The following is a 26,746-nucleotide window of genomic DNA, read 5'->3' as shown; positions in this document are numbered from 1 at the left end:
CTATTTAAATGCTTATCAAATTCTCAGAAATATCATCGATGGTTTTACATCCTACAAGACTCATTGCTATTGATAGTTCGGATGCCATGTTTTGAACATATTCTATTACCCCCTGATGACCATTAATTGCTAGCGCATATGCATAAGGTCGTCCTAGGCAAACTGCTTTTGCACCTAATGCTAGTGCAATGAATATATCGATTCCAGTGCGGATTCCACTATCAAGAATTAATGGAAATGAAGGGTCCATAGTTTTCTTAATAGTTTTCATGGATTCCAGGCTAGATATTACTTGATCAATTTGTCTTCCACCATGATTGGAAACAATAATACCCTGGACACCATAATCGATTGCTTTTAACGCATCTTCGGGATGTAAAATACCTTTTAAAATAATCGGTAGCTTCGTAATTGTTTTAAGCCATTTTACATCCTCCCATGAAAGTGAAGGATTTGAATAAATATCCAGAAATGTGCTGACAGCCTTTATAGGATTTTTAGATTTTATATTATTAAAAAAAGTATCCGGATAAGAATTAAATAATTGAATCAGGTCAAAAATATTTGGTAATTTTCGTTTAGTTGAATTTGAAGCTGTGCTTATGTGTTTTTGCATTAATTTTCTAAATACTGGATCAGATGTGTACTGCGCCAAACCCAAGCCTCTTAAAAATGGTAAATAAGCTTGATCCAAATCTATACACCGCCATCCAAGCATGGTAGTATCTAGTGTTAATACGATTGCCTTTGATCCAGAAATTTCTGCTCGATTTACAAGACTTTCCACCAGATCTCTGGATTTCCCAAAATATAGCTGAAACCATCTATTCGTATTGCCTAAAATTTCAGCACATGCCTCCATTGAAAATGAAGCTTGATTTGACTGAATCATGGGTGTTTGGGTAATCTTTGAAGCATTTGCTAATTCCAGATCCCCTTTAGGATGCGCTAAGCCTAAAACGCCGATTGGTGCAAATAAAAATGGATATGGTAATTTTAAATCTAAAAGATTCGTAGTTAATTCAGGCCATTCTACACCTTGTAATATTCTTGAACGAATTTTATAAGATTTAAATGCTTCAAGATTATTTTGAATACCCTGATTCGAACCAGCTCCGGCAAAAATATATCCAAAAGCTTTTTTATTTAGAATTTTTCTTGCCTTTTCTTCTAGCAAATTTCCATTTGTCGAAATGCTTGGTTGCACTCCATTGAATCCATTCAAATAGATTTCTCCTTGGCGTGATTTACCTATTTGTAATAATGCCATTTTCAAATTAACTCTAAAATATATTTATTTTTCTTACCGTTTTCAACCATTAAATATTTCCCATGAATAAAATTGGATGGATCTATAATTTGATCAGGATTTGAAATTTTTACTTTATTAATGGTAATCGCATTTCCTTGAATGGCGCGTCGTGCTTCGGATTTAGAATTTAAGATGTTGGTGAATTCAGCCAAATAATTGATAATCGTTGAGTTTTCATTTAAGTTACTTTGTTGAAGTGAATAATATGGTAATTCGTTTTTCAACAGCATAAAAACTTCAACTTCCAGCGAATGTAAAAACTCCTGAGTACAATCTCTATTGAACAACAATTCGGAAACCTGCATTGCATTTTGATACGCTTTAGCACCATGTATCCTAAGCGTTATCTCTTCTGCCAGAATTTTTTTTAAATCCTTGGGTTGGTCAATATGCAATGCTTCCAGACTTTCAATTTCAGCTTTCGATTTGAAACTAAAATATCTTAATAATTTAGATAAATCTGCATCATCACAATTAATCCAAAATTGGTAAAATTTATAGGGACTTGTAAATTCAGGATCCAGCCAAATATTCCCTTCTTCCGTTTTGCCAAATTTCTTTCCATCCGATTTAGTTAAAAGGGGCGTTGTGACTGCAAACGCTTTGGAATCAGAAATCACCTTACCAATATACTCGGTTCCTGCCGTAATATTACCCCATTGATCGGAACCACCCATTTGAATGGTACAATGTTGCGATGAATACAAACAATAAAAATCATAAGCCTGCAAGAGTTGGTATGAGAACTCTGTATATGAAATACCCGTTTCCAATCTTTTTTTGACAGATTCTTTAGAAAGCATATAATTAATTGTGGTATGCTTACCAACATCCCGCAAGAAATCAAGCACATTCATATTCTTATAGAAATCATAATTATTAACAAGGATTGCTTTATTCTCTCCGGAATCAAAATTCAAAAGGCAGCGCAATTGTTTTTCCTGAAATCGTATGTTTTCATCTAATTCTTCATACGATTTTAGCTCTCGTTCCTTATCCTTACCAGATGGATCACCAATTCTTCCAGTTGCACCACCCATTAATACAACCGGTTGATGACCTGCACGTTGAAAGAAACTCAATAACATGATTTGAACATAATTACCAAGTCCAAGCGATTTTGCAGTTGGATCAAAGCCTATGTATGCAGACCGCATTCCACTTTCAAGATATTCTTCCAATCCTGGTGTAAAGTCCTGTAGCATATTTCGCCATCTCAATTCCTCTAAAAATCCTAGCTTTTGCATACTTAAATATAAGATTGTATGTTTGCAAAATTACATGAATAAATGAAACCTCTAAATTATGCAGCAGGAATTTAATGTATGAACCTAGCTAAATACATAGCAAACAGGACTTTTAGTAGCTTTCGTAAATCCTTTACAAGGAGTATTATTAGACTCTCTATTGCAGCTACTTCTTTAAGTCTTGCTGTGATGATCATTTCCCAAAGTATATTTAATGGTTTCCAAATGGAAATTGCAAAAAAAGTTTTTGGCTTCTGGGGTCATATACATATTACAGATATTCAATCTCAGCGAAGTATAGAACCCATTACAATACGTTTGACTCAGAGTTTGAAAGACAGTATCCTGAATTTCAAAATTCCTGGCGAAACTCAAAATTCTATAAAACATATCCAATCCTTTCTAATGTATCCTTCCATCGCCGGATCAAAACAAGAATTTGAAGGCCTTTTTTTAAAAGCGGTAAGTTCTGATTTTGATTGGATGTTTTTCAAGGAATTTTTAAGTAAAGGAAGAATCATCGAATCTAACGATACGAGCTATTCCAAGGAAATATTGATTTCAGAACAAACGGCTTCCCGATTGAATGTCGATACTGGTCAATTTCTAATATTAAATTTTATTGTGAAAGAGGAGCATCTAAAAAGAAAATTAAAAATTTGCGGTATTTATAATACGGGATTAGGAGAATATGATCGAAAATTTGCATTAGTAGATATAAAATTATTGCAACAAATACTCCATAAAGACACCACTGAAATTACAGGGATTGAATTATTTTGTCATGATATTTTAAAATCAGAAGAAATTAGCAATCAAATAGCACAGGAACTTTTACCTATGAACTGGTATTCTGAAACAATCAGGCAAAAATTTCCAAATATATTTGAATGGCTTTCATTGCAAAATGTAAATAAACAGTTTATTCTGTTTTTAATATTGGCAGTTTGCATAATAAATATGGCTACCACGATAATGATTCTCATATTAGAACGAACTCGAATGATTGGTATCCTCACCGTAATGGGAATGAATCGGTGGATTCAGCGTAAAATATTTATACATTTTGCCACCAGAATATTATTTTGGAGTTTAGTACTTGGAAATCTTATTGGGTTTGGACTCTGTTATATTCAATATCATTATAAACTAATTAAATTAAGTGAAAGCGACTATTATTTGTCCTATGCTCCTGTTGATTTATCAATACTACCGATTTTAATATTAAATGCAATTTTTTTTATAGTAATTATAACTAGCTTATTACTTCCTTCTTTAATCGTTCAATCCATTAAACCGGTTCAAGCTTTAAAATTTAGATAACATTTCTTACATAAATAAATTTGAATATATAAAATACAGTCAATTAATTAATTAAGAAAATCGTTAGCAATTATTTAATTTTATAAATAAAAGGAAACATAGAATTCTCTTTAAAAAATAAAAAATACAAGCCTTTGGTTCAATTTTTGTAATTTAGCGCTTGTATTAGTATCCTATAATGAATAAAATATCCAGCGAAAAATCTTCCGATGATCCGTTATCATGCAGTTGTCAAAAATGCATTCCTGGAGACATATTCATTAGAAGACGCCTCCTGGATTAATCTTTCTCCACCATTTCTGCCCGGTGAGTTGGATGAATTCTCTGTAATGCTTGGTATCGAATCTGATTTTCTTACGGACCCTTTGGATATTGAAGAACGTGCTCGTTATGAGAAATATGATGAAGCGCGAAGTATTATCTTTAATACCCCAGTGATCAATGAAACAGAAAAAGAAAATGATCCTATTTTTATCACGGTTCCTATGGGTATTGTTTTATGTCAGGGAAAAATTATTACAATCTGCAGTGTAGATAGTCCCGTGATTGATAAATTCCTGGATAATAAAATTAAAAATTTCAATCCAGCAAATGAAACACTTTTTATACTTCATATTTTTGAACAAACGGTTCGATTATTTTTGGAATATTTAAAAAAGTTAAACATGCGCAGAAATTTAATAGAACAGGAATTATACAATTCAAGTAGAAGCGAAGAACTTCGAAGCCTTTTGCGCATTGAAAAAAGTTTGGTTTATTTTGTAAATTCGCTCAGTGCCAATGAATTATTAAAATTGAAAATGAAGCGTACAGATTTCATAAACATTCGGGGCAATGAAGAATATAGTGAATTATTTGAAGATATCATTGTGGATAATAACCAGGCTCGAGAGGTCGCTCAATTATATACCAACATACTCAATGGAACCATGGAAGCTTATGCTTCCATAATTTCAAATAATTTAAATAAATTTATTAATCGATTGACTGTCATTACCGTTATATTAATGGTTCCAACATTGATTGCAAGCTTTTTTGGCATGAACGTTCCTATGCCATTTAACTTTAGTGATTCCAAAGCTTCCTTTTATCTGGTAATTATTTTTGCACTGGGCTTTAGTATGTTATTGCTTTGGTTTTTTAAAAGGAAGGAAGTTTTATAAGTCATTAATATTATTAGGATCTTTATTTAAGCAATTCAAGCGAAAATAAAAAATGAATTCTTGTTTAAAAAAATTGAAAAATGAATTTTCTATAACTTTATAAGTAAGTCTCAGATTCCCACACTATTATTAACCATTTATCAATACGATATTATTTTCATAAGGAATATCTTGATGAAAATTACAACACTTTAATTTTTAAGTATAAAATCAATTCTTAGGCCTTCCACATCACAAACTAATGGATTCTAAATATTAGATCCGTTCAACATAATCTTACTGCACCAGACTGTTCTCAATTCTACGAACTGATTTAAAATAGACCATGAATTTGTGCATTTACATCAGAAATTACTTTTCCTAGATGCTCTTGGTTATTCATAAAATCTAATTCATCAGTGTTTACTATAATCACAGGTCCTTTGTTGAATTCTTTAATCCATTGATCATACCTTTGATTCAATTTCTTAAGATAATCAAGACTCATATTTCCTTCATAATCTCTACCCCTGATTTGAATATGGTCAACCAATGTTGGAATTGAAGCTTTTAAATAGATTAATAAATCAGGTGGTCGAATAGTACTCATCATAATTTGAAACAGGGAAAAATAATTATCAAAATCTCGTTTCGACATGAGTCCCATTTCGTGTAAATTAGGAGCAAAAATATGTGCATCCTCATAAATTGTTCGATCCTGAATCACTGTTTTTTCACCTTTTTGGATTTCCACGATCTGTTGGAACCTACTATTTAAAAAATATACCTGTAAATTAAAAGACCAACGAGGCATATCGTAATAAAAATCGCTCAAATAGGGATTTGTAGTAGCATCTTCATAACGAACTTCCCATCCAAAATGCTTCGACAGTAATTCACATAAGGTTGTTTTACCAGCACCAATATTTCCTGCGATTGCTATATGTTTCATGATTTTACCATTCAGGGGTTTTCAAATGATATATTCTGCAAAATAATAGTTAATGTGGCAATCGAATAATATATCAGACTATTTTTGATTTTTAATATGTCTGATAGCTTATTTCATCGAAAAATACAAAATACTTATCTATAGAAAACTGTAAATCGACTAAATACAGAAAGATCCTACGTTGAAATCATTATTTTTACATGATTATAAATGATTATGGCAGAAAATATAATAGAATTAAAGGACATCTATAAAGTTTACACTATGGGTGATGAGAAAATTGAAGCGGTGAAGAACATAAGTTTGAATATCAATAAAAACGAGTATATAGCTTTAATGGGACCATCAGGAAGTGGTAAATCCACCTTAATGAATTTAATTGGGTGTTTGGATTCTCCGAGTTCCGGTAGCTATATCCTTAATAATCAATTAGTAAGTGAATTAACCGATAATCAATTAGCGGAAATAAGAAATAAAGAAATTGGTTTTGTTTTTCAGACATTCAATCTACTACCCCGAATGTCGGCTCTTGAAAATGTTGCCATGCCGCTCATTTATGCTGGCAAAAACAAAGAAGAGAGAGAAGCGATAGCTCTACAAAAACTGACGGATGTTGGACTAGCAGATAGGGTGCTTCATAAACCAAATGAATTATCAGGAGGTCAAAGACAAAGGGTTGCAATTGCAAGAGCACTCGTTAATAACCCTGCAATTATCTTGGCAGATGAACCCACTGGAAACCTCGATAGTAAAACGAGCGAAGAAATTATGGAGATCTTGCAAAAAATCCATCAGAATGGAAATACTATAATCCTGGTTACCCATGAAACTGATATCGCTAATCGGGCTCATCGCATCGTAAAATTAAAAGATGGACAAGTGGAATCAGATCAAACGAACTCACTATGAAAATTTATACTAAGACCGGCGATCAGGGAAGCACCTCTTTATTTGGTGGAAGGCGAATTTCAAAAGACGATCTCCGAATTGAATCCTATGGAACTATTGACGAATTAAATTCATTCTTGGGACTTCTTGCTTCAACATTAGAAGATACTGGTATTAAAGCAGATCTGTACAAAATCCAATCCTATTTATTTGTAATTGGTTCTAATCTTGCAGCTGATCCAGAAAATAAGAATCTGTCAGTTCCAAATATTGCTCCGGAAGAAACACAATTCCTAGAGTTAAAGATTGATCAAATGGAGGAACAACTAAAGCCTCTTAGATATTTTATTTTACCAGGGGGCGACTTGCAATCTGCCTATAGCCATGTTTGTAGAACAATTTGTCGTCGTGCAGAAAGACGAACAATTTCTTTAAGTCAAATTGAAAAAATTAATCCTGAAATCATTATATATCTCAATAGACTTTCTGACTATTTATTTGTACTTGCACGGTTTATAGCATTTAAAAATGGCGCAGAAGAGGTCTACTGGAAGCCTTAAAGCTTATAAGGGCAATGTCTACATCCTGAACCACAACAGAATCCTCGTCGTTTTAAAAAATCTGCTGTAAAGACAAAATATCCATTTTCAATATAATAATCAATTCCAGCTTTTAACTCAAATTCAATATAGGAGTCAGATTTTTCAAACTCTTTGCTCATGTACCTGAAATCGACTTTCAAATAACCAATATATCCCAAAGATTATAGATGAATAAAACACAGTTCCAGCCAATTCATAGCTAAAAAATGGAATTGCGTTCCAGTAACAAAGCAACAATCCATTTAAATCCTTGGAATAAGTCACAACAGAGCTAATCCAAACACCAAAATTACTTACAACAAAAAACAACAAGGAAGTCAGAAAAGAAGAACTTAAAATGCGTAGCGGAGAAAAATGATCTCTATTGTAAACTTTAGCTGCAAGAAAAACAATTAGATACGGTATAACGATCCAATAAAAGCCATTAGTAAACCACATAAAATCAGAAGCAGGGTAGATCCAGTTATTAATAACCAGGTCAGATAACCAATAACATAAAATGAGGATACCAAAAGACCACCCATTTCGTAAAATAGTTGCTGCAAATAAAATTACAGCAATGCTTGCTGTAAAATTAGGCACATGAGGCAAAATTCTACTTAAAACCAAGATAATTCCTAGGCTGATAAGGATAAGAATTGAACTTTTTTCTAAATTTTCATTCATAGCAACAAAAATAAGTATTTTTTACATCGGAACAAAGAATCATTTTAAATACTTTTACACTTTGATATGCCTTCAAATATAAATTCATTTCATAAATTAGCTAAAAGCGGAATTGAAACTCCGGCTAGTTATTTATGGACCCTACTTTGTAGTATACTGATATTTATCTTTATTTCATTTGTTTATGTCAAACTAGTTAGCTGGATTGGATTTCCAAATAATAAAAATATTAATTTATTGCTTCAATTGGTTCCATTTATCATCTGGTTAATAATTTTTCTTCCAATAGCATCCTATTTTCATAAAAGAAGCGTTAAAAGCCTATTAACTGCAAAAACTAAATTTCAATTTAGACGAATGATCATTGTCTATTTTATCATGCTTTTACTCACAGGATCAATAGATATTATAAATCACTTGTTGGGTTTGCAAGAATACAAATTTAGCTTTGATTACACTCAACTTATACCACTCCTATTAATTTCTATTAGTTTTTTGTTTTTACAATCTGCAAGTGAGGAAATTTTCTTTAGGGCTTATATCCTTCAAGCCATTTCATCCATTCCCAGGACGAATGTTTGGTTTGCTATTTTGATTTCCAGTTTCCTTTTTGCCGGCTTACATTTAGCAAATCCGGAAAATGAAAGGTATGGTTATTTTATAATGTTTTTAAGTTATGTATCTGTAGCCATCTTGTTTTCAATATTTACAGTTTTGTCTAATGGTCTTGAAATTGCTATTGGTCTTCATGCAGCAAACAATTTTTATGGTGCGGTGGTTGTAAACTATGAATCATCACCTTTACAGACTCATTCCATTTTTCATTTATCAACGCCAAATGTCTGGTTAATTTTCATTGAAACGCTCCTTTTATTTTTAATATTATTTCTGATATTTCGCAAATTAAATTGGCTTGAATCTATCAAAACCCTAAAAACCAATAGTGAATATGAACTTTCTTAAAATCATTTTCTTTTTTCATTTAATTCTAAATTCCGTATACGCTCAAAGTTATCGTTGGCAGCAAAGCGTAGAATATGATATGGAAATTGATTTTGATGTTAGTAAAAATCAGTTTGACGGTATTCAAAAACTAAAATTAATTAATAATAGTCCAGATACTTTAAGTAGCTTATTTTATCATCTGTACTATAATGCATTTCAGCCAGGAAGTGATATGGACATTCGCTCTAGACAACTTCCGGATCCGGATCCAAGGGTTGGAAGCCGAATTTCTAAATTAAGCAAAAACGAAATAGGCTTCACAGAAATTAAATGCGCCAAGCAAAATAATAAAAAACTACTCTATAAAATTCAAGGGACCATTTTAGAAATAGAATTAACAAGTCCATTATTGCCTAATGATTCTACCATAATAGAGATGGAATTTTTAGCACAAGTTCCAATTATGATTCGAAGAAGTGGAAGAAATAATAAGGAGGGAATTGAGTATTCTATGGCACAATGGTATCCGAAATTATGTAACTATGATGAACATGGATGGCATACGCCACCATATGTTGCAAGAGAATTTTATGCACCTTGGGGAGATTTCAAAGTAAATATTACAATCGATTCAAAATACTGTTTAGGCGCAACGGGTGTTTTAACAAATGCTTCAGAAGTAGGCTGTGGATATAGTGAGTCCACGAGTTTAAAAAATAAAAAGACATGGAAATTTATAGCACTCAATGTACATGATTTTGTTTGGGCTGCAGATCCTGATTATAAACACCATATTCTGCAACTTAAGAGTGGTTGTAATTTACATTTTATTTATCAAGAGCAAGAAAACAACAAGGAAGCCTGGTCAAAATTACCATCCATCATTGCAAAAGCATTTGAATTTATTGAAACTAATTATGGACCCTACCCATATTCAGATTATTCTTTTATACAAGGTGGTGATGGCGGAATGGAATATCCCATGGCTACCTTAATTACTGGCAACCGGCCTCTCAACAGTCTGGTCGGGGTATCTATCCATGAATTAATGCATAGCTGGTATCAAATGTTATTGGCAAGTAATGAAAGTTTATATCCATGGATGGATGAAGGCTTTGCCTCATATGCTGAAGAAGAGGTTATAAATTACCTTCGGCAAGAGCAAATGATACCAGGTGCACCCGAAGAGGATCCACATGCTGAGACGCTTAAGAATTTTATAAAATTCTCTACGGATGGTAATGAAGAGGCATTATGTACACATGCAGATCACTTTAGTTCGAATACGGCTTATGGAAATGCATCCTATTCAAAAGGGGCTATTTGCTTGGTCCAATTAAAGTATATTATAGGTGAAGATGCCTTTCGCAAAGGCATGTTAGACTATTATTGGAAATGGAGATTTCGACATCCAAATCCAAATGATTTTTTTAGAATCATGGAGCATGCTTCAAATATGGAGTTAGATTGGTTTAAGGAATACTTTGTGCATTCTACTAAACAAATTGATTATGGCATTGATAGTATCTTTGTCGTAAACGGCAAAACCATTTGCAGATTGAAAAACCATAATCTTTTTCCAATGCCAGTTGAAATAAAAGTGACATTAAATAATGGTGCGACAAAAGATTATTATATACCTTTAAATTTAATGCTTGGCAAGAAATACTTTCCTAAGCAAGATAAGGTCTATGTACTCCCAGTTTGGTCCTGGGTGAATCCATTTTATGAATTTGAAATTCAGGATGATATTTCTAAGTTAAATATAATTCAGTTAAATCCGGACAAGCAAATGCTTGATATAAATCCTACAAATGATTTTTTAAAATTTAATAAATAGAATGAATACTAAAGAATTCTTACTCAATTTACCTACAAAAGTAAATGTTGCATTACTGGATGGAATGTCAACTTGTTTTCATTTTGATTTAGATGGAGAAGAGGGAGGTAAAGTTACTATCCATGTAGAGAATGGAAGCATGACCACAAGTGAAGGACTGCAAGGGGAGCCGACTTGTGTAATCAAAGCAAATGCCGAAAACCTAAGCAAAATATTCAAAGGTGAACTAAATCCAATGATGGCCATTTTAACAGGAAAATTGAAAATTACCAATCAAACAGAAATGTTGAAATTTGCTAAAATTCTAGGCTGGATGTAATATTCCTCTAGTACTTGAAATTGCAGAATTATTATTTAATAATTTGAAATAATAATAATTTCATTAATAAATATCCAATACTTCTAGTGTAGGATATATTTTGGCTTGCACAAAACCACACATTACGAGCTTACTATTTTTAAGATCAAAATAATGCATATGGACAATAGTATCCTGTAATATTGAATATGTATTTTTAATATAATCTTCGTTTATAGGTTTGTATTCAATATTTTGAATGTCAATAAAATATCCATAACCATCTACTGCATAATCGCCTGTCCATCTGATTTTAACAACAGCTTTTAAATCGTGCAGACAATCTTCTTTTGCATCACAACTTAAAAATATTAACATGGATATAAATCCTATGCAATTAAGATTTCTCATTATATGAAAATTTGTAAAAAAAGATTTTACTTAGAACGAAATAAATCTTACTTTGTTATTAAATTCCTGAATCTTAGTATTTATATATTGTTGCTTTTGGCTTTTAGTTTCAGGGTTAATTAACCATATCATGGAGACTTGAGAAACATTTTGAAAAGGATCCGTTTTGTATTGAAAACTTAAATTTTTAGAAACATCAAACTCTTGTAAATGTCTATCGACAAAAGCTTCAATTCCATTTAATAAATACAGAATCCCAATTCCTATGTAACTTAATTGTAAATTTTTATCATAATATTGACGGTAACTATTGATTCCAGACAAACTTAAGATTCCTTCAAATTCATCTTTTAAGCTATCAACTCTTTGATGATATGCATTATCAAATCTTTTAAATTGTTTTGAATTAAATTGAACTGAATAAATCAAAAACCCAAATCCGGCATAAATAATTGGAACTTTCCATATTCTGCCATTATATACTTGGCCTGCTCCAGGTAAAATCAAAGAGTAAGTCAATGCCTTTCCCGGATTTCCCTTAAATAATACAGAAAAAACACTTGATTCACCCTCCGTTTCTGCTGGAATAGAGTCACTAGATTGTTGTGAAAATGCAACAATACAATGAAAATATAAAAGAACAACAAACGTTAGTAGGCGAAACATATTTTTACTCATCAATTCGATCAAGCAAATCATTAAGTTGACGATCATCTTTAAACTTAATAACGATTTGCCCCTGCCCATTCTCTTTTCTGAGAATTTGAACTTTTGATCCAAAAAATGCACTCATTCGATCTTCTAACAATTTAATTTGTGCGTTTGAATTGGCAGGCGCTGGACTTACAAGTTTTCGGGATTGTGTTTTAGTAAATGATTGCAATGCTTTTTCAGCTTCCCGAACTGACAAATCTTTGGTTTGTATATCTTTAAATAACTGCATTTGCTTAATTAAATCATCCACTCCAGCAATAACTCTGGCATGCCCCATTGTGAGACTTTTTGATTTAATTGCATTTTGTATTTCGACGGGCAGCTTTAATAAGCGCACATAATTACTTATGGTACTTCTTTTCTTACCAACTCGTTCCGACAATTGTTCTTGGGTAAATCCACATTCATTTGATAATCGTTGATAAGAAATTGCAATTTCTATAGGATTCAAATCTTCTCGCTGAATATTTTCAACCAATGCCATTTCCAGCATTTCATTATCGTTTGCGGTACGCACATATACAGGCAATTCCTGTAGGCCTGCAATTTTTGAAGCCCTATATCGCCGTTCTCCACTTATGATTTGATATTCATTAATATTAATTTTTCGAACTGTTATAGGCTGAATGAGACCATAGGTCTTTATTGAATCTGCCAATTCATTAATAAGTTCTTCCTCAAATACATGCCGTGGCTGCTGCTTATTCGGAATAATTTGTTCAACAGGTATTAAATTAATAGTATTGATTGCGGTACTTGTAACAGAATTGGTTTTAGAACCACTTTCTGTATTCATATTGGAAAGTAAAGCACGTAAGCCTTTTCCTAATTCATTTTTTTGACTCATCGTTATTTTTAATTTTTACGCATGAATTCGTCTGCCAAATTTAAAAAATTATGGCTTCCTTTACTTGCGGCATCATATAATACCACTGGTTTTTTTACCAATGGAGCTTCTGAAATTTTAGAATTTCTATGTATAATTGTTTCAAAAACTGGCAAATTTATATTCTCTCTAATATTTTGAATGATCATTGTTGATAATCGCAACCGTTTATCATACATGCTTAAAAGAACCCCTTCTATTTGGAGACCAGGATTTAGAACTCCTTTTACCAATTCAATTGTATTTTTTATTTTTGATAATCCTTCAAGAGCAAACAATTCACATTGTACAGGTATTAATACAGAATCCGCAGCTACCAAAGCATTTATTGTAATTAAGCCTAAAGAGGGTAGGCAGTCGATAAATATAAAGTCATATTCATCTTTGATTTTATCAATCACAGATTTCATTACTTTTTCCCGATTTGGCATATTTACCAATTCAATATCTGCACCCACAAGATCAATATGCGAAGGCAATAAAAATAAATTAGGCGTATCTGTTTCTATAATTACCTTATGTGGATCTATATCATTGATCATACAATCATAAAGACTATATTCATTTTGATATTTTTCACCTCCAGTACCTGAAGTACTATTGGCTTGTGGATCGGAATCTATCAGCAAAACTCGTTTCTCTAATATAGCTATGCAGGAAGCCAGATTTATGGCAGTGGTTGTTTTACCAACACCCCCTTTTTGATTCGCAATTGCAATTACTTTTCCCATTTAGATTACTACAACGCTATTAATAGCTGGAAGGTATATTTTCTTATTTCGATCTTCAAACGCAGTTTCAACAGTACGGTGGTTGATTTCAATAATAGGAAAAGAGTCATAATGACAGCCAATAATGGTATTACATTTTATAAAATCAGAGGCTATTAAAGCATCTTCATAACCCATTGTGAAATTATCTCCTACAGGCAAAATTGCAAAATCTAAATTAGGACACCATAAAGGGATGAGCTGCATATCCATAGTTAATGCGGTATCTCCTGCAAAATAAAAGCTATAATCATCTCCATAAACTAAAAATCCAGAAGGATTTGCTCCGTAGCTACCATCTGGTAACATGGATGAATGAACTGCATTAACCATTTTAACGGTTCCAAAGTTAAACTTCCGTTTGCCACCAATATTCATATGATAAACAATTAATCCGCGAGATTCTAACCAGGAAACAACCTCATACGCTCCAATAACAGGAGCATTATTATTTTTTGCAATGACTTCCACATCACCGATATGATCACCATGTCCATGAGAAATCAAAATATAATCTGCTTTAACAGTTTGAATATCAATATCTTTAGCTAATGGGTTCCCGGCTATAAACGGATCAAAAAGGATCCGCTTTGCGCCGATTTCAACTGCAAAACAAGAATGACCATAATATTGTATTTTCATGCTAAAACTTTATGCAAACCTACGCCAAAACTATCTGATTTTTTGAATTTGGCCCATAATGAACTATTCTTAATACCCTTCGTTTTAATAAAATGCCTCTTTTAATCATCTCCGGTACAAATCGAAAAGACAGTTCCTCTTTATTGATAAGTAAACGGATTTGCGAGATTTTAACTTTGAAAAATATAAAATTCACCTTTGTAAATCTTGAGGATTTTACAGATTCCATTTCAGATAAAGATCAATATAGCTCCTTAAATGAAGCTGGTCTACTTGCCAAATTTCAAGATGATGTATTAATACCAGCTACTAAAATTATTTTAATTGTACCAGAATATAACGGCAGCTTTCCAGGATTTTTAAAATGGTGGATTGATACACTTAGTATTCGGAAACCAACGGAAAGCTTTAAATTTAAAAAAATTGCATTGATTGGAATTTCTGATGGAATCAACGGAAACGTACGTGGGGTTGATCATCTTATGTCCATTTGCAGATATTTAAAAATGATTATATATCCTGGCTTTGTTTATTTTCCAAATATTAATAAAGTATTGGATCTTTGGCTTGAAAATCCAAAACATGCAAAACGCATTGAATCTCTTGTGGAGGAGTTTGAAAAATTTTAAATATCTTTTTTTATTGGCATTTATATTCATTGCTTGTAAAAATAATGATAAGCCAATTAGAACAAATGTATTCCACTATAATCAAACGAATTATATAAGTACATTAGATCCAGCATTTTCAAAATCACAAAATAATATATGGGTCATTGATCACATTTTTAATCAACTTGTCGATTTAGATAATTCCTTAAAGTTACAGCCGGAAATCGCAAAATCATGGTCCATTTCAAAGGATGGACTAATATATCGTTTTGAATTAAGAACAGACATCAAATTCCATTCTAATCCTTGTTTCCAAAATGCAATGCCAAGAATATTAAATGCACAGGACGTTGTATTTAGTTTCAACAGACTTTTAGATCCAAATGTAAATTCTCCTGGATCCTGGATATTTTCAGACAAAGTGGATTCAATAAATGCATTTCAGGCTATTAATGATAGTGTTTTCGAAATTAAATTAAGTACCCCATTTGCACCTTTATTAAATCTATTAACCATGCAATATTGCAGTGTGATGCCAAAAGAAGCTGCTCTATATTATGGAAAGGATTTAAACAAAAATCCGGTTGGAACCGGACCCTTTATGCTAAAAAAATGGTTAGGAAGAAAAGGAATGTTCTTAAATAGGAATCCACATTATTTTATTTCAGCTTCTCCAGAACTAGAAGGTATCCGCATCAGTTTTATTGAAGATCGAAATACAGCATATCTTGAATTTCTTAAAGATGAAATTGATTTTTTCTCTGGACTCCAAGCTAGTTTTGCATTACAGTTGGTTACAAAGGATGGTTTCTTAAGACCTGACAAAGAGAAACAACTGAAACTTATGAAAGGCGATTATTTAAATACCGAATATATTGGAATAAACCTGGATTTAGTCACACGAGATCATCCTCTTCACGACAAACGAGTGCGACAAGCATTGAATTATAGTATTGATCGACAAAAATTAATACAAGTTTTAAAATTTGGAATTGGAACCCCTGCGCATGCAGGATTTGTTCCAAAAGGACTTCCTGGTTTTGATTCTAGCTTAGTAAAAGGGTATTCATACAATCCACAAAAAGCCAGAACTTTATTAATTGAAGCCGGATATGAAAGCAAAGATTCATTTCCAGAACTTGTCATCTATACCAATAAAGATTATGTCGATATTATAACCTTTGTAGCAAAGCAATGGGAAGAAATCGGTGTACCCGTTCGAATTGATTTAGTTGAAACCGCCACCTTACGTGAAAAAATGCGACAATCAGAAATAATTTTATTTAGAGCATCCTGGGTAGCAGATTATCCTGATGAAGAATCTTTTCTGAATGTTTTCTATAGTAAGAATCCAGCCCCTCCAAATTATACCCGTTTTAAAAACAAGAAATATGATGCCCTTTACGAATTATCAATTAAAGAGACAAATGCTGTAAATCGCAAAGGATTATATCAAAAAATGGATTCCATTATTATCGATGAAGCCCCCGTAATATTTTTATTTTATGATCAAACTGCCTGGTTTGTTCAAAACCATATTCACCATCTTCAAACTAATTCAATAAATCTACTGAAGCTTGAATCAGTAATAGACAGCTTCTAGTGAAGTATGATATGTTTCTAATAAAACAATGCGAAACGAAACTAAAATTTAACAAATTTCTTTAATTCTGTATTGCCATTTGCTAATTGAACTTTTGCAAAATAGATTCCTGGTTGCATTGAAGTCGTCTTTATTTCCAATTCATAAGTCTCCCCAGGATATGAATAATTAAAAACCTGATTTCCATTTAAATTCAAACAATCAATTTTAGTAATTGCATTCTTCGTTGAGTTAATTATAATATCATTTAATTGAGAATAATAAATTGAAACGTTTTGCCCTTTCAAGGAAGAAACAAGGTAAATTAAATTTACATCTGAAATAAATCGACTTAAATTATCTAGCGCAAACTCATAATTAAAACCATTGACATGGCTATTTTTGAATTTATCATGGTCTTTCGTTATGACCGTGAACCAAGTTTCTCCAGCAGGTATGTTTGCAGCCAAATTAGATGCCAAACCGACCATCCGGGCAGTGCCTGGAGCATTATTTAAACTATATTTAAAACCCAGGTTACTAGAAAAATAATTACCTGCCATTACATCCAAAATATTATTTTCTGTACCTTGAATTTCATATTGAAAGGAATTCACAAGCAACGTTTCATCAGAATAAAAACGATGTTCAAAATTTCCATTTGAATTTTGTGTAACTTCTACAAAAAAATTGATTTTGCCTGAAGAACGAACAATTAAATCATCATTTGAAATTAGATTAGCCCCACCAACATCGCCATATTGTCCTACACCAAATACATTTGTTTTAGCTTTTGATACCAAATCTTTAACTAAAACCCGATCTGTAAGATCAAAATAATTTAGCGATTTTGGATTATGTACAACGACATAGGATTTTGTCAATTTATTAAAACCCGCAGTAATTCCTAAAATTAATTTACGAATTTCTGAAACATCTGCAGCCGTAATGGACCCTGAATTATTAACATCAGCTACTGCTCTTTGCAAATTATTAAATGGCTGTAAGGTCAAAATATAACGTTGGATAAGCACTATATCTGCAGTTGATACATTCTGTCTTGGGTCTACTGTTTGGTTCATTTGTGGAATGACATAGTGCCCATCAATATTTTGAGGTAATTGAAACTCACAATTATAGTTGCCTGTTTGAATTTCTGAAGCAGGATTCCCATTGAGCAAATCAACAATATAATAGGTCTCTGGAAGAATTTTTGTAATTGTATTCACCGTAAATGCATTGGTACATCCTCCACCTCCGCCGCCACCATTACCCAAGCGCAAAGCTTGAGCGATTGCTGTATCCAATCCACTAGGATTTCCCAAACTCATATTTACATTATAATTCACCTCGCCATTAGGGGCAATAACTACAAATGTTGGAGTACCATACCAGGAACCGAATGTTCCAGCTAAATAAGGTGCCAACGCAGCCTGAGCGCCACCATCAACACCAACTCCTGGAAATGTTAGTCCTTTATTTTGTGAATACGATTTAATAGTAGAATTATAGTCTCCCTTCATCGTACTGATTTGTAAAAATTCAACTTTTCCCGCACCTGAACCCCAACGGGCATATGATTGTTGTACATAGGGAGCAATACTTGTACATGGAGGACAACCAACAAAAAAGAACTTTATTACCATAACTTTGTCCTTATCGAGATACGCTTCATATAGCTTATGAACCTTATTATTGTAATCCGTTACAGTAAAATCTGGTGCTTTCGCTGTAAAACCAAAAATTGGCAATGCAATAAGAAAAATTGCTTTAAACATTAAATTCGCTCTCATATTCATTAATATTTAATCAAAAATACAGCTAGTTGACTGATAATCAAAATACTTTAACAAATAATTCAAAAAACCTAAAGCTTATAGATTTAGGTTTAATAGACTATCAAAAAGCCTGGGATTTTCAAACTAAAATCCATCTTGACCTCATTGCACTAAAAAAAGAAATACCACAAACATTTCACCACCATAGCCTTATACTTTGTGAACACCCGCATGTATTTACACTCGGAAAATCCGGTGCAGAGTCAAATTTGCTGCAACCATTGGATAAAATGCATGAAATAAATGCAAACTTCTATAAAATTAATAGAGGCGGTGATGTAACATATCATGGTCCAGGGCAATTAGTTGCTTACCCAATATTGGATCTGGATAAGTTATTTACGGATGTACATCGATTTGTCAGACTTTTAGAAAAGAGTATCATGGATGTATTAAAAGAGTACCAGCTAGACGCTGGCAGAATTGATGGACTTACAGGCGTGTGGATAGATATACACGGTAAAGTACCTCGTAAAATTTGTGCTATTGGCGTACACTTAAGCAGGTGGGTAAGTTTACATGGACTTGCATTTAATATTAACTCTGATTTAAATTATTTTAATTATATCATCCCTTGCGGAATAGATCCAAAACAGAAATCTGTTACTTCATTAGCAAAAGAATTAAACCAACCAATTCAATTTGAAGAGGTCAAAGAAAAATTTATTAGACACTTTATTTCAAATTTTGAATTAATAAAAATCCTATGAAAGAAAAATCAAAAAAAGTTAGTGAATCCAGTACTGAAATGAATGAATTGGTCTTACCCAATGACACCAATGTATTAGGAAACCTAATGGGTGGAAATCTTATGCGCTGGATGGATATAGCATCTGCAATCTGTGCATCAAAACACTGCGAAGCACATGTAGTTACAGTTTCCGTAGACCATCTTACCTTTCAGGAACCCATAAAATTAGGAGATGTTGTAAATATTAAAGCGAGTGTAACCAGATCCTTCCATTCATCCGTAGAGGTGTTTTTAGAAGTTTTTACCAGAGGTGTGTTGCAAAATCATGCAAATAAATCTAATCAGGCATTTTTTACCTTTGTAGCTTTAGATGACCGTTCAATGAAACCAAAAGCAGTACCTTCCGTGATTCCAGAAAGTGATGATGAAAAGAAATTGTATGATGGGGCAGCCATCCGAAGAGAATTTAGACTTGTCGTAAGCGGCCGAATGAAACCATCAGAAGCTACCCAATCTAAAGTATTTTTAAATCAAATTTAAGATTGCATGAACCAAATACAATCTATCGTATACATCGTACTTGTGACATTTAGCTGTTTACTTAGTTGCAAACCTGAAGCCATTCAAGTACCTGAAACCGTAAATTTGAATCCACCTGATGATAATTATCTAATGGATAAATTGGGTGAACCTACTCTGGACTTTATGGAGTTGCGCAAAAATGAAATAGAATCCTTCAAAAATGCTAAATCAAAATATCGCAATCCTCTATTAAATTTTCCAGGAAACTGGACTGTACAAGGACCCGGTAATCTTGGAGGACGCGTTAACACCATCGCGATTAATCCAAAAAATGAAAATATTATATTTATTGGTTTTTCACATGGAGGCGCCTACAGAACCCTAGATGGAGGTAAAAACTGGTCAGCCATTTTTGATGATCAAATAACCCTTTATATCAGTGATATTGCAATAGACCCCGTTAATACAAACAATATTTATATCGCTACAGGTGATCATAGTGGCGGATTCTATTGTGGTCAAGGAAATGGAATTTATAAAAGTATAGACAATGGAAATAGCTGGAAGAATATCGGACTCAACGAAACAAAAATTCTAACAGAAATTATTCTAGATTATACGAATCCGAAAATTATCTATGTTGCAGCTTTAGGATATAGCTATGAAAAAAATCAACATCGGGGTTTATATAAATCAATCGATGCTGGAGTGAGTTGGAACAAAATTTTGTATTTAAATGATTCAGCAGGTATTACAGATATTGTGATGCATCCAAAGAATCCAGGAATCCTCTTTGCAGTAGGATGGAATAAATTAGGTTTTAATAACAGAGGCCTTGTTAGTGGACCAGACGGACAGATTTACAAATCTATTAATGGTGGTATTCATTGGAAAAAAATTACAAATGGTTTGCCTAGTGATAGTTTAAATGGCCGCATTGCATTAGCGATCTCAGAAAGTCATCCAAATATTTTATACGCTCGATATGTGAGAACATTTCTTTGTAATAATCGATTGTCAAATAATTTATTTGCCTTATATAAATCTGAAGATACTGGCGAATCCTGGCAAGAACTTCCTTCATTACTCCCTGGTTCTGGATTAGAATGTGAAGATTTTGGTGGTTTTGGTTGGTATTTTGACAAAATTGCTATCAACCCTCTTGATCCAGATGATATCTATTTGATGGCAATTGAAATATTTCGTTCAGTAGATGGTGGAAACAATTGGGAACTAGCAGCAAATCCCTGGTCTTTTTATGATGTACACGCCGATAAACATGATTTAGTATTTTTCAAAAATGGCGATTATTTATTAGGGACAGATGGCGGTTTATATAAGCATATTAACGCTGATGATAGCTGGGTAGATTTAGAAGATATCCCAACGAACCAAGTTTATAGAGTAGCTTATAACCCTTCAGAAAAATCGAATTATTACGGTGGATTACAAGATAATGGTTCTACGGGTGGGAATGCAACAACTATTAAAAATTGGGAGCGTATTTACGGTGGTGATGGCTTTCAAATGGCATTTAAAAAGGACGATCCTACTATTTATTATGCTGAATATCAAAATGGAGCACTCCAACAATATTATCATGGTGATTGGAGGTCATTTACAACTGGACTTGGCGGACCAAAAAATTGGGATTTCCCTTATATGATTAGTCACCATAACACATCAAAACTTTTGGCAGGTTCAAATCAAGTCTACTTTAATGAAATAGATACAATCGACAATTGGAAAGTAATAAGTCCCAATTTAGTAAATAATCCACGGTATGCGTCCCGTTCAAATCCTACCATTACGAGTCTTGATGAATCTCCATTGAATGGCTCGGTCATTATTGCAGGAACGATAAATGGCAATGTATGGTTAACTAAAAATTTTGATCAAGCATGGGTAAATGTTTCTGCAGGCTTGCCAATTGCTTATATTTCTTCTGTAAAAACTTCCTATAAAAATTCAAATACATTTTATGTTACGCTCAGTGGTTTGCGCAGTAATGATTTTAATTCATATGTATATAGGACTACTAATAATGGTCTAAACTGGAGTAGTATTCATTCAGATTTACCTTCATTGCCTGTATATGATTTATTAGTGTATCCATTTCGTGGAGATTCCATTTTATTCATTGGGAATCACATAGGGGTTTATGGAAGCGTAGATAGTGGTGAAAGCTGGGAAAGAATAGGCGATAATATGCCATTTATAGAAGTCTTTGACCTTGCCATAAATGAAGCAGAAAACACGCTTATTGCTGGTACTTTTGGAAAATCCATTATGAGTTTTCCACTAAAAGATATTTTAAAAAAGATCGTCAAAGTAAGTCAAGCAAAAGCTGAATTGAGCATCCAGTTATTTCCAAACCCAGCAACAGATAAATTAAATATTCAAATCCAAGAACCATTAAAAAATAAAATACTTCGGATTCAAATCCTTGATTATTTAGGTCGTTTAGTTCAAAATACTATTTTAGATACTACCAAAGATTCTTTTATATCTATTGAAAAATATGCAACTGGATTATACTATCTAAATATTTACGCTTCTAATCAGAAAATATGTAAATCCTTTACAAAGATTTAAATCCAATGAAATTCCAGGATTTCCATTTTAATAATTATGAAGAAATGTTTGCAATATTGCCAGAAAATCAAAAATTAATTGTTGAAAACTTAAGAACACTTATTTTTGATACGATCCCAGAAATCCGAGAGAAGCTATCCTATAATGTACCGTTTTATAAGTTAAATAAGAATATTTGTTTCATTTGGCCAGGAGCAATTCCATGGGGGAAGCTAGCAAAGGATGGGGTAGAATTAGGTTTTACAAGCGGCCATTTACTAATGGATACTAACTACCTTACTTTGGGAAAACGAAAATATGTATCCATAAAAACATTTTATAAAGTCACAGAAATAAACGAATATAAAATACGTGAACTATTACAACAAGCATCCGAAATTGATCATATTTCCCAATTAAATAAATAACAATCTCAATTGAGGTAAGTATTTAAATACACTTTAAATAGTATTAAAAGTTAAGCAAATTTTACATCAAATATTCATCAAGCGATATCGACTCACTTGTATGAGTGTGCGTTTCTTCAATAAAATAGATTTGTTGCTAATGGAAAATATCGAATGCAATGCTTAATCAAACATTCTCCCACTTCGATTAATATGGCTAGAGGATCCCTGTTGCGTTCCCATCATAAGCACATCCTGGATATTCACATAGGCGGGCCGTGTAGCAATAAAATAAATAGTTTCTGCCACGTCTTTAGATTTTAAAGGGTTAAAATCCTGATAGATTTTAGCTTTTTCTACATCCCCATCAAAACGTGTCAGCGCAAATTCAGTTTCTTCCACATGTCCAGGTGCAATTTGACTAACCCGAATATTATGCAAAAATAAATCTAATCGGATTGCCTTTGTTAATGCATCTACAGCATACTTCGTGGCACAATAAACATTTCCTTTAGGGTAAACTTCTTTTCCAGCAGTGGAACAAATATTGATAATATGTCCCGATTTGCGCTCAACCATCCCCAAAGAAACCAATTTTGTCATATACAGTAATCCTTTTAAATTTGTATCAATCATGGTTTCCCAATCTTCTAAATCACCCTCATGTATAAAGTCTAAACCTTTTGCTAGTCCAGCATTATTTAATAGAATATCAATACTTTGAAATTTTTTTGGCAAGCTAAGGAATGCTGTTTGACATGCAACAAAGGAACGCACATCAAAATTTAAAACATGAATATTTACTTTGTATTCAGTTTCCAATAACTCCTTTATTGCATTTAATCGGTCTAATCTTCTACCACATAGGATTAATTGATAATTGCCAGATTTTGAAAATTCAATGGCTGTAGCTTTTCCAATTCCTGAACTTGCACCTGAAATTAAAATAGTTTTCATTTCGAGTTTAAAAGTGTATTAAGCGTTTCCAGAAATTCCTTTTTATAATCTTCATACTTTGAAGTTGCAGGACCTTCAAATCCAGTATGTACTTTATAAATTTTATTCTGACGATCTACAAATAGGGTAGTAGGATAGGCAGAAATTCCAGATAATTGCGGTAAGACCATAGCTGCAGAATCCCTATTTGCTAATCCACCATAAGCAATTTCATAATTCAAATTCATACTTGTCTTGAAATTTTTAATCCGATTCATTGCTTTTTCTTTGTCAGCATATCTTTCAAAAGCTAATCCAACAATGTATAAATCAGAAAACTTGTTTTCTGTGATAAGCGAATTTAAAAAAATGGATTCATCCTTACAATTTGGGCACCAGGATCCCATTATTTGAACAATTTTAACTTTATTCGATAATTCTTTACTTGCAAAATCAATTACTTTTCCTTCGGGCGTACTAAATTTAAAAAGAAAATCATTTAATGATTGCTTCGAATAACTGGATGCATCTGCTGCCTTTAAAATACCATTCCTCGTTTTATGTCCATGCCAATTTGTTTTAAAATGTTTACCTGAATAATACATACCAGAAATTGAATCCCCAGATAATTCACCTTCAAATAAAAAAGCATGTGCACCATCAAAACAAGAAAGAGCAAACTTATTTCCTTCAACAACACCTTCCAAGTATCTAAAATCTCCAGTTTCTGTACGAAATGTTCCAGTGAGTTTTTGATCCTGTTGTATAAATTCACCGACTGCATCAAAACGGTCTTTTGTTGTGTCTGAAAAAACTACCTGATAGGTTCCATTTAAATCAACGGTAGCCTTCTCTGGAACTTTTGTAAATCTATGAGCTTGACCATATCGAGCTTCAAAAGGCATATAATAATCCTTTTTGTCGTTTACAATAAAATAGCCTCTCATTTTATCTTCTTGAAAAACCCCTTTAAGACAAGCATCGTATGGTGTTAAGTTGATTTTAAAAGTATCATCACCTGTACGACGATCTTTACCAAAACTAATATCTTTAAAAATAATTTGTTCATCACCATTTAATACGGTTAAAACTGGATTGCCTAAAGAATCTTTATGAATTCTAAAATTAAATGGAACAAACTTTGATTTAGACTCATAATTCACATCCCGGGTAACCACTTCATTTCTTCCTTGGGTAACAATCAAATCTTTAAATTCATCTATATAAATAATTCCTCTCCAAATTCCCGGTGGAAAACCTTTATGTTGATTGGGAATTGTAATACATGAATTATATAAGATTGCAGTCCAAAAAAGAAGTATAATAAATTTAAATCTAATCATGCTTCCCCTTTTTCACCTACAAACTGATGCTCCTTATGTCTAAACAAAACATTGAAGGTTGTTAAACTTCCATATATACGCGTTATATACTGTTGCAAATTAATTTTTTCTTCATCTGTTAAATTGCTACTATTTATTCTTTGCTCCATAACTCGTAATCGATCTCTAAGCATAACAATTTTATGAAAAAATTGCTCAATTGGGATTTCCTTTTCTTTCAATCCAATTTCCCCTGGTTTTAAAATCATCACTCCATTTTTCCATTTATCACCTAATGGTGTAACTTCTGTAATATCAGACCAAGCTCTTAAAATTTTAGCTAGTGATTTTTCAGCTTCCGTAAATGAAATTGCTTCTGCAGGTTCGAGGCGTTCAATGATTTCCCATTGTGTGTAATCTTTACCCACCAGTTTCATTCCAAATTGAATAAAACAAACCTGATATGCTGCTACATCTACAATAACGACTACACCATCTCCAAATGCAGGATGCCGAACTCTAGAACCAACTCCTAATGTTTTTTCAATACTCATCTGTTAATAATTTAGGCAAAAATATTAAGAAAAACTATAATATCAAATTAGTTCTTAAGAATCCCTGGAAAATCTAGTTTAATTCAATTGTATTTAATAGCTCGAGTCATTTCCCTTTTTCCAGGCGGACCAGGAGGGGATTCAATTTTATAACCAACTTCTTTTAATTTCCGTTTTACAGATCCTTTAGCACAATAAGTAACTAAAATGCCGCCTATTGAAGTACTCTGGAATAGCTTTTGAAAAATGTCTAAACTCCATTGATTTGAATGTGTTTCCGGAGCAAATGCATCAAAGTAAATTAAATCAAAAAATTCATTCGATTCAAAATTTTCCAAATCACAATTCAATTTTGTCAAGCTAAAATGATCACTTAGAATAATCTTAGAATCCCAACCACAACGATGAAATTCTTCGAATGCTGGTTCAATTTCTTCAGATTTTAAAAGCATTGGATAATTTAATTGAATCGCTAAATCCAGGCTTAACGGTTCATTTTCTAAAGCAGTATATTCAATTTTTAAATTATTTTCCTTCGAATATATAAAACTAAGAAAAGCATTTAAGCCAGAACCAAAACCCATTTCAAGTATTTTAAGCTCAGATTTACCGATACTTGCCAATGCTAAGCCGTTTCTGATAAACACATGTTTACTTTCTGTCAATGCACCATAAATGGAGTGAAAATGGACATTATGCGCCGGATCAAATATGCTATCCGAGCCATCCTGGGTAGAAATAATTATTCGCCTATCCATAAAATAAAAAACCAGTCCTGATTGGTCAAGACTGGCTTTTGCTATATCTTAATTTGCTTATTTAAAGCAGACTTATCAATGTCTGAAAACAAGTCGCAATTAGTTGAAAGGCGCTTTTAGTAACAGAAAAGTCATATGGACAACCATATCCTCTGCTGCAAGAACCAAGTGAAAGCATAGCTAGCCCAGCGAATGCTAATAAAGTACCGGATTTTTTCTGAATTTTCATAATAACCAGTTTAGAAATGATTGAATACTTTCAAAACGGACTGCAAAGATAAATTATTTTCTAAATTTAAACTATGTTTACCCT

At 32.6% G+C, this 26,746-nt stretch carries 29 protein-coding genes; 13 read left to right on the top strand and 16 right to left on the bottom strand.

The features are described 5' to 3' along the window. Window positions 1-4 precede the first annotated feature (4 nt). A complete protein-coding gene (locus IPO86_10475; GenBank protein ID MBK9728533.1) occupies window positions 5-1,270 on the bottom strand; it encodes an alpha-hydroxy-acid oxidizing protein in 1,266 nt (421 codons plus the stop codon). 2 nt (window positions 1,271-1,272) lie between these two features. Then, the gene (locus tag IPO86_10470) at window positions 1,273-2,559 is read right to left on the bottom strand and encodes a tyrosine--tRNA ligase (protein ID MBK9728532.1); all 1,287 of its coding nucleotides are present in this window, start codon (window positions 2,557-2,559) and stop codon (window positions 1,273-1,275) included. Between the two features lie 78 nt (window positions 2,560-2,637). On the opposite strand from IPO86_10470, the gene IPO86_10465 reads away from it, so the two are divergent. Continuing rightward, window positions 2,638-3,882: an ABC transporter permease gene (locus IPO86_10465; protein MBK9728531.1), complete on the top strand. Its 1,245-nt coding sequence runs from the start codon at window positions 2,638-2,640 to the stop codon at window positions 3,880-3,882. A gap of 209 nt (window positions 3,883-4,091) precedes the next feature. Next, entirely contained in the window at window positions 4,092-5,045 is a 954-nt protein-coding gene (locus IPO86_10460; GenBank protein MBK9728530.1) for a magnesium transporter CorA family protein, read from the top strand. Between the two features lie 313 nt (window positions 5,046-5,358). Here the strand turns inward: IPO86_10460 and IPO86_10455 are convergent, their stop codons facing one another. Beyond that, complete coding sequence (locus IPO86_10455) at window positions 5,359-5,976, bottom strand: deoxynucleoside kinase (protein ID MBK9728529.1); 618 nt, start codon at window positions 5,974-5,976, stop codon at window positions 5,359-5,361. A gap of 228 nt (window positions 5,977-6,204) precedes the next feature. Here IPO86_10455 and IPO86_10450 point away from each other — a divergent pair, with 228 nt between their 5' ends. Both IPO86_10450 and IPO86_10445 read left to right on the top strand, forming a co-directional pair. Further along, window positions 6,205-6,885, top strand: a complete 681-nt coding sequence (locus IPO86_10450; protein MBK9728528.1) for an ABC transporter ATP-binding protein — start codon at window positions 6,205-6,207, stop codon at window positions 6,883-6,885. Beyond that, window positions 6,882-7,424: a cob(I)yrinic acid a,c-diamide adenosyltransferase gene (locus tag IPO86_10445; protein MBK9728527.1), complete on the top strand. Its 543-nt coding sequence runs from the start codon at window positions 6,882-6,884 to the stop codon at window positions 7,422-7,424. The genes IPO86_10450 and IPO86_10445 overlap by 4 nt, the downstream gene beginning before the upstream one ends. Here the strand turns inward: IPO86_10445 and IPO86_10440 are convergent. Continuing rightward, on the bottom strand, window positions 7,421-7,585 hold the full coding sequence (locus IPO86_10440) for a hypothetical protein (protein MBK9728526.1): 165 nt from the start codon (window positions 7,583-7,585) through the stop codon (window positions 7,421-7,423). The two genes, IPO86_10445 and IPO86_10440, sit on opposite strands and share 4 nt — an antisense overlap. After that, the gene (locus IPO86_10435) at window positions 7,569-8,132 is read right to left on the bottom strand and encodes a hypothetical protein (protein ID MBK9728525.1); all 564 of its coding nucleotides are present in this window, start codon (window positions 8,130-8,132) and stop codon (window positions 7,569-7,571) included. Before IPO86_10435 ends, IPO86_10440 begins: the two co-directional genes overlap by 17 nt. A gap of 66 nt (window positions 8,133-8,198) precedes the next feature. On the opposite strand from IPO86_10435, the gene IPO86_10430 reads away from it, so the two are divergent. From IPO86_10430 to IPO86_10420, 3 genes are read left to right on the top strand one after another with little or no spacing between them, the layout of a single operon-like run. Then, a complete protein-coding gene (locus tag IPO86_10430) occupies window positions 8,199-9,095 on the top strand; it encodes a CPBP family intramembrane metalloprotease (protein MBK9728524.1) in 897 nt (298 codons plus the stop codon). Continuing rightward, window positions 9,082-10,917 carry a M1 family metallopeptidase gene (locus IPO86_10425; GenBank protein ID MBK9728523.1) on the top strand — a complete coding sequence of 612 codons (1,836 nt, stop codon included), beginning with the start codon at window positions 9,082-9,084 and terminating at the stop codon, window positions 10,915-10,917. The genes IPO86_10430 and IPO86_10425 overlap by 14 nt, the downstream gene beginning before the upstream one ends. 1 nt (window position 10,918) lies before the next feature. Next, complete coding sequence (locus IPO86_10420; protein ID MBK9728522.1) at window positions 10,919-11,236, top strand: SCP2 sterol-binding domain-containing protein; 318 nt, start codon at window positions 10,919-10,921, stop codon at window positions 11,234-11,236. Between the two features lie 63 nt (window positions 11,237-11,299). Here the strand turns inward: IPO86_10420 and IPO86_10415 are convergent, their stop codons facing one another. The 5 genes from IPO86_10415 to IPO86_10395 are packed head-to-tail and all read right to left on the bottom strand — an operon-like array spanning window position 11,300 to window position 14,638. Continuing rightward, window positions 11,300-11,626, bottom strand: a complete 327-nt coding sequence (locus IPO86_10415; protein MBK9728521.1) for a hypothetical protein — start codon at window positions 11,624-11,626, stop codon at window positions 11,300-11,302. 30 nt (window positions 11,627-11,656) lie between these two features. After that, window positions 11,657-12,292: a hypothetical protein gene (locus tag IPO86_10410; GenBank protein MBK9728520.1), complete on the bottom strand. Its 636-nt coding sequence runs from the start codon at window positions 12,290-12,292 to the stop codon at window positions 11,657-11,659. Window positions 12,293-12,296: 4 nt separating this feature from the next. Then, entirely contained in the window at window positions 12,297-13,187 is an 891-nt protein-coding gene (locus tag IPO86_10405; protein ID MBK9728519.1) for a ParB/RepB/Spo0J family partition protein, read from the bottom strand. An 8-nt stretch (window positions 13,188-13,195) separates the two neighbouring features. Next, window positions 13,196-13,957, bottom strand: a complete 762-nt coding sequence (locus IPO86_10400; protein ID MBK9728518.1) for a ParA family protein — start codon at window positions 13,955-13,957, stop codon at window positions 13,196-13,198. Continuing rightward, window positions 13,958-14,638, bottom strand: coding sequence for a metal-dependent hydrolase (locus IPO86_10395; GenBank protein MBK9728517.1), 681 nt, complete (start codon window positions 14,636-14,638; stop codon window positions 13,958-13,960). It lies immediately after the preceding gene. 92 nt (window positions 14,639-14,730) lie between these two features. On the opposite strand from IPO86_10395, the gene IPO86_10390 reads away from it, so the two are divergent. Continuing rightward, on the top strand, window positions 14,731-15,267 hold the full coding sequence (locus IPO86_10390; protein MBK9728516.1) for an NAD(P)H-dependent oxidoreductase: 537 nt from the start codon (window positions 14,731-14,733) through the stop codon (window positions 15,265-15,267). Next, a complete protein-coding gene (locus tag IPO86_10385; protein MBK9728515.1) occupies window positions 15,221-16,852 on the top strand; it encodes an ABC transporter substrate-binding protein in 1,632 nt (543 codons plus the stop codon). The genes IPO86_10390 and IPO86_10385 overlap by 47 nt, the downstream gene beginning before the upstream one ends. A gap of 41 nt (window positions 16,853-16,893) precedes the next feature. Here the strand turns inward: IPO86_10385 and IPO86_10380 are convergent, their stop codons facing one another. Then, window positions 16,894-18,624, bottom strand: coding sequence for a redoxin domain-containing protein (locus IPO86_10380; protein MBK9728514.1), 1,731 nt, complete (start codon window positions 18,622-18,624; stop codon window positions 16,894-16,896). Window positions 18,625-18,656: 32 nt separating this feature from the next. On the opposite strand from IPO86_10380, the gene lipB reads away from it, so the two are divergent. Genes lipB through IPO86_10360 form a run of 4 tightly spaced genes read left to right on the top strand, consistent with a single transcriptional unit; the run spans window position 18,657 to window position 22,884 of the window. Beyond that, window positions 18,657-19,379, top strand: a complete 723-nt coding sequence (lipB, locus tag IPO86_10375; GenBank protein MBK9728513.1) for a lipoyl(octanoyl) transferase LipB — start codon at window positions 18,657-18,659, stop codon at window positions 19,377-19,379. Beyond that, complete coding sequence (locus tag IPO86_10370; protein MBK9728512.1) at window positions 19,376-19,900, top strand: acyl-CoA thioesterase; 525 nt, start codon at window positions 19,376-19,378, stop codon at window positions 19,898-19,900. The genes lipB and IPO86_10370 overlap by 4 nt, the downstream gene beginning before the upstream one ends. Window positions 19,901-19,906: 6 nt before the next feature. Continuing rightward, window positions 19,907-22,477: a T9SS type A sorting domain-containing protein gene (locus tag IPO86_10365; GenBank protein MBK9728511.1), complete on the top strand. Its 2,571-nt coding sequence runs from the start codon at window positions 19,907-19,909 to the stop codon at window positions 22,475-22,477. Between the two features lie 5 nt (window positions 22,478-22,482). Then, window positions 22,483-22,884, top strand: a complete 402-nt coding sequence (locus IPO86_10360; GenBank protein ID MBK9728510.1) for a DUF1801 domain-containing protein — start codon at window positions 22,483-22,485, stop codon at window positions 22,882-22,884. Between the two features lie 162 nt (window positions 22,885-23,046). Here IPO86_10360 and IPO86_10355 read toward each other — a convergent pair whose 3' ends face one another. The 5 genes from IPO86_10355 to IPO86_10335 all read right to left on the bottom strand — a co-directional run bounded on the left by IPO86_10355 (window position 23,047) and on the right by IPO86_10335 (window position 26,662). Next, window positions 23,047-23,820: an SDR family NAD(P)-dependent oxidoreductase gene (locus IPO86_10355; GenBank protein MBK9728509.1), complete on the bottom strand. Its 774-nt coding sequence runs from the start codon at window positions 23,818-23,820 to the stop codon at window positions 23,047-23,049. Then, on the bottom strand, window positions 23,817-25,142 hold the full coding sequence (locus IPO86_10350; protein ID MBK9728508.1) for a TlpA family protein disulfide reductase: 1,326 nt from the start codon (window positions 25,140-25,142) through the stop codon (window positions 23,817-23,819). The genes IPO86_10355 and IPO86_10350 overlap by 4 nt, the downstream gene beginning before the upstream one ends. Beyond that, window positions 25,139-25,675, bottom strand: a complete 537-nt coding sequence (locus IPO86_10345; protein ID MBK9728507.1) for a hypothetical protein — start codon at window positions 25,673-25,675, stop codon at window positions 25,139-25,141. Before IPO86_10345 ends, IPO86_10350 begins: the two co-directional genes overlap by 4 nt. An 83-nt stretch (window positions 25,676-25,758) precedes the next feature. After that, window positions 25,759-26,433, bottom strand: a complete 675-nt coding sequence (mnmD, locus tag IPO86_10340) for a tRNA (5-methylaminomethyl-2-thiouridine)(34)-methyltransferase MnmD (GenBank protein MBK9728506.1) — start codon at window positions 26,431-26,433, stop codon at window positions 25,759-25,761. 61 nt (window positions 26,434-26,494) lie between these two features. Continuing rightward, the gene (locus IPO86_10335) at window positions 26,495-26,662 is read right to left on the bottom strand and encodes a hypothetical protein (protein ID MBK9728505.1); all 168 of its coding nucleotides are present in this window, start codon (window positions 26,660-26,662) and stop codon (window positions 26,495-26,497) included. Between the last annotated feature and the right edge of the window lie 84 nt (window positions 26,663-26,746).

This window comes from Saprospiraceae bacterium, from assembly GCA_016717265.1.
In the GTDB taxonomy this organism is placed as follows: Bacteria; Bacteroidota; Bacteroidia; order Chitinophagales; family Saprospiraceae; genus Vicinibacter.
Note: the sequence above shows the minus strand (reverse complement) of the source record. Positions and strands in the feature narration are given on the sequence as shown.

Coding starts and splice junctions, on each gene's coding strand:
- IPO86_10475 (MBK9728533.1), bottom strand. CDS start 1,270: ATGGCATTATTACAAATAGGTAAATCACGCCAAGGAGAAATCTATTTG.
- IPO86_10470 (MBK9728532.1), bottom strand. CDS start 2,559: ATGCAAAAGCTAGGATTTTTAGAGGAATTGAGATGGCGAAATATGCTA.
- IPO86_10465 (MBK9728531.1), top strand. CDS start 2,638: ATGAACCTAGCTAAATACATAGCAAACAGGACTTTTAGTAGCTTTCGT.
- IPO86_10460 (MBK9728530.1), top strand. CDS start 4,092: ATGATCCGTTATCATGCAGTTGTCAAAAATGCATTCCTGGAGACATAT.
- IPO86_10455 (MBK9728529.1), bottom strand. CDS start 5,976: ATGAAACATATAGCAATCGCAGGAAATATTGGTGCTGGTAAAACAACC.
- IPO86_10445 (MBK9728527.1), top strand. CDS start 6,882: ATGAAAATTTATACTAAGACCGGCGATCAGGGAAGCACCTCTTTATTT.
- IPO86_10440 (MBK9728526.1), bottom strand. CDS start 7,585: ATGAGCAAAGAGTTTGAAAAATCTGACTCCTATATTGAATTTGAGTTA.
- IPO86_10435 (MBK9728525.1), bottom strand. CDS start 8,132: ATGAATGAAAATTTAGAAAAAAGTTCAATTCTTATCCTTATCAGCCTA.
- IPO86_10430 (MBK9728524.1), top strand. CDS start 8,199: ATGCCTTCAAATATAAATTCATTTCATAAATTAGCTAAAAGCGGAATT.
- IPO86_10425 (MBK9728523.1), top strand. CDS start 9,082: ATGAACTTTCTTAAAATCATTTTCTTTTTTCATTTAATTCTAAATTCC.
- IPO86_10420 (MBK9728522.1), top strand. CDS start 10,919: ATGAATACTAAAGAATTCTTACTCAATTTACCTACAAAAGTAAATGTT.
- IPO86_10415 (MBK9728521.1), bottom strand. CDS start 11,626: ATGAGAAATCTTAATTGCATAGGATTTATATCCATGTTAATATTTTTA.
- IPO86_10410 (MBK9728520.1), bottom strand. CDS start 12,292: ATGTTTCGCCTACTAACGTTTGTTGTTCTTTTATATTTTCATTGTATT.
- IPO86_10405 (MBK9728519.1), bottom strand. CDS start 13,187: ATGAGTCAAAAAAATGAATTAGGAAAAGGCTTACGTGCTTTACTTTCC.
- IPO86_10400 (MBK9728518.1), bottom strand. CDS start 13,957: ATGGGAAAAGTAATTGCAATTGCGAATCAAAAAGGGGGTGTTGGTAAA.
- IPO86_10395 (MBK9728517.1), bottom strand. CDS start 14,638: ATGAAAATACAATATTATGGTCATTCTTGTTTTGCAGTTGAAATCGGC.
- IPO86_10390 (MBK9728516.1), top strand. CDS start 14,731: ATGCCTCTTTTAATCATCTCCGGTACAAATCGAAAAGACAGTTCCTCT.
- IPO86_10385 (MBK9728515.1), top strand. CDS start 15,221: ATGCAAAACGCATTGAATCTCTTGTGGAGGAGTTTGAAAAATTTTAAA.
- IPO86_10380 (MBK9728514.1), bottom strand. CDS start 18,624: ATGAGAGCGAATTTAATGTTTAAAGCAATTTTTCTTATTGCATTGCCA.
- IPO86_10370 (MBK9728512.1), top strand. CDS start 19,376: ATGAAAGAAAAATCAAAAAAAGTTAGTGAATCCAGTACTGAAATGAAT.
- IPO86_10365 (MBK9728511.1), top strand. CDS start 19,907: ATGAACCAAATACAATCTATCGTATACATCGTACTTGTGACATTTAGC.
- IPO86_10360 (MBK9728510.1), top strand. CDS start 22,483: ATGAAATTCCAGGATTTCCATTTTAATAATTATGAAGAAATGTTTGCA.
- IPO86_10355 (MBK9728509.1), bottom strand. CDS start 23,820: ATGAAAACTATTTTAATTTCAGGTGCAAGTTCAGGAATTGGAAAAGCT.
- IPO86_10350 (MBK9728508.1), bottom strand. CDS start 25,142: ATGATTAGATTTAAATTTATTATACTTCTTTTTTGGACTGCAATCTTA.
- IPO86_10345 (MBK9728507.1), bottom strand. CDS start 25,675: ATGAGTATTGAAAAAACATTAGGAGTTGGTTCTAGAGTTCGGCATCCT.
- mnmD (MBK9728506.1), bottom strand. CDS start 26,433: ATGGATAGGCGAATAATTATTTCTACCCAGGATGGCTCGGATAGCATA.
- IPO86_10335 (MBK9728505.1), bottom strand. CDS start 26,662: ATGAAAATTCAGAAAAAATCCGGTACTTTATTAGCATTCGCTGGGCTA.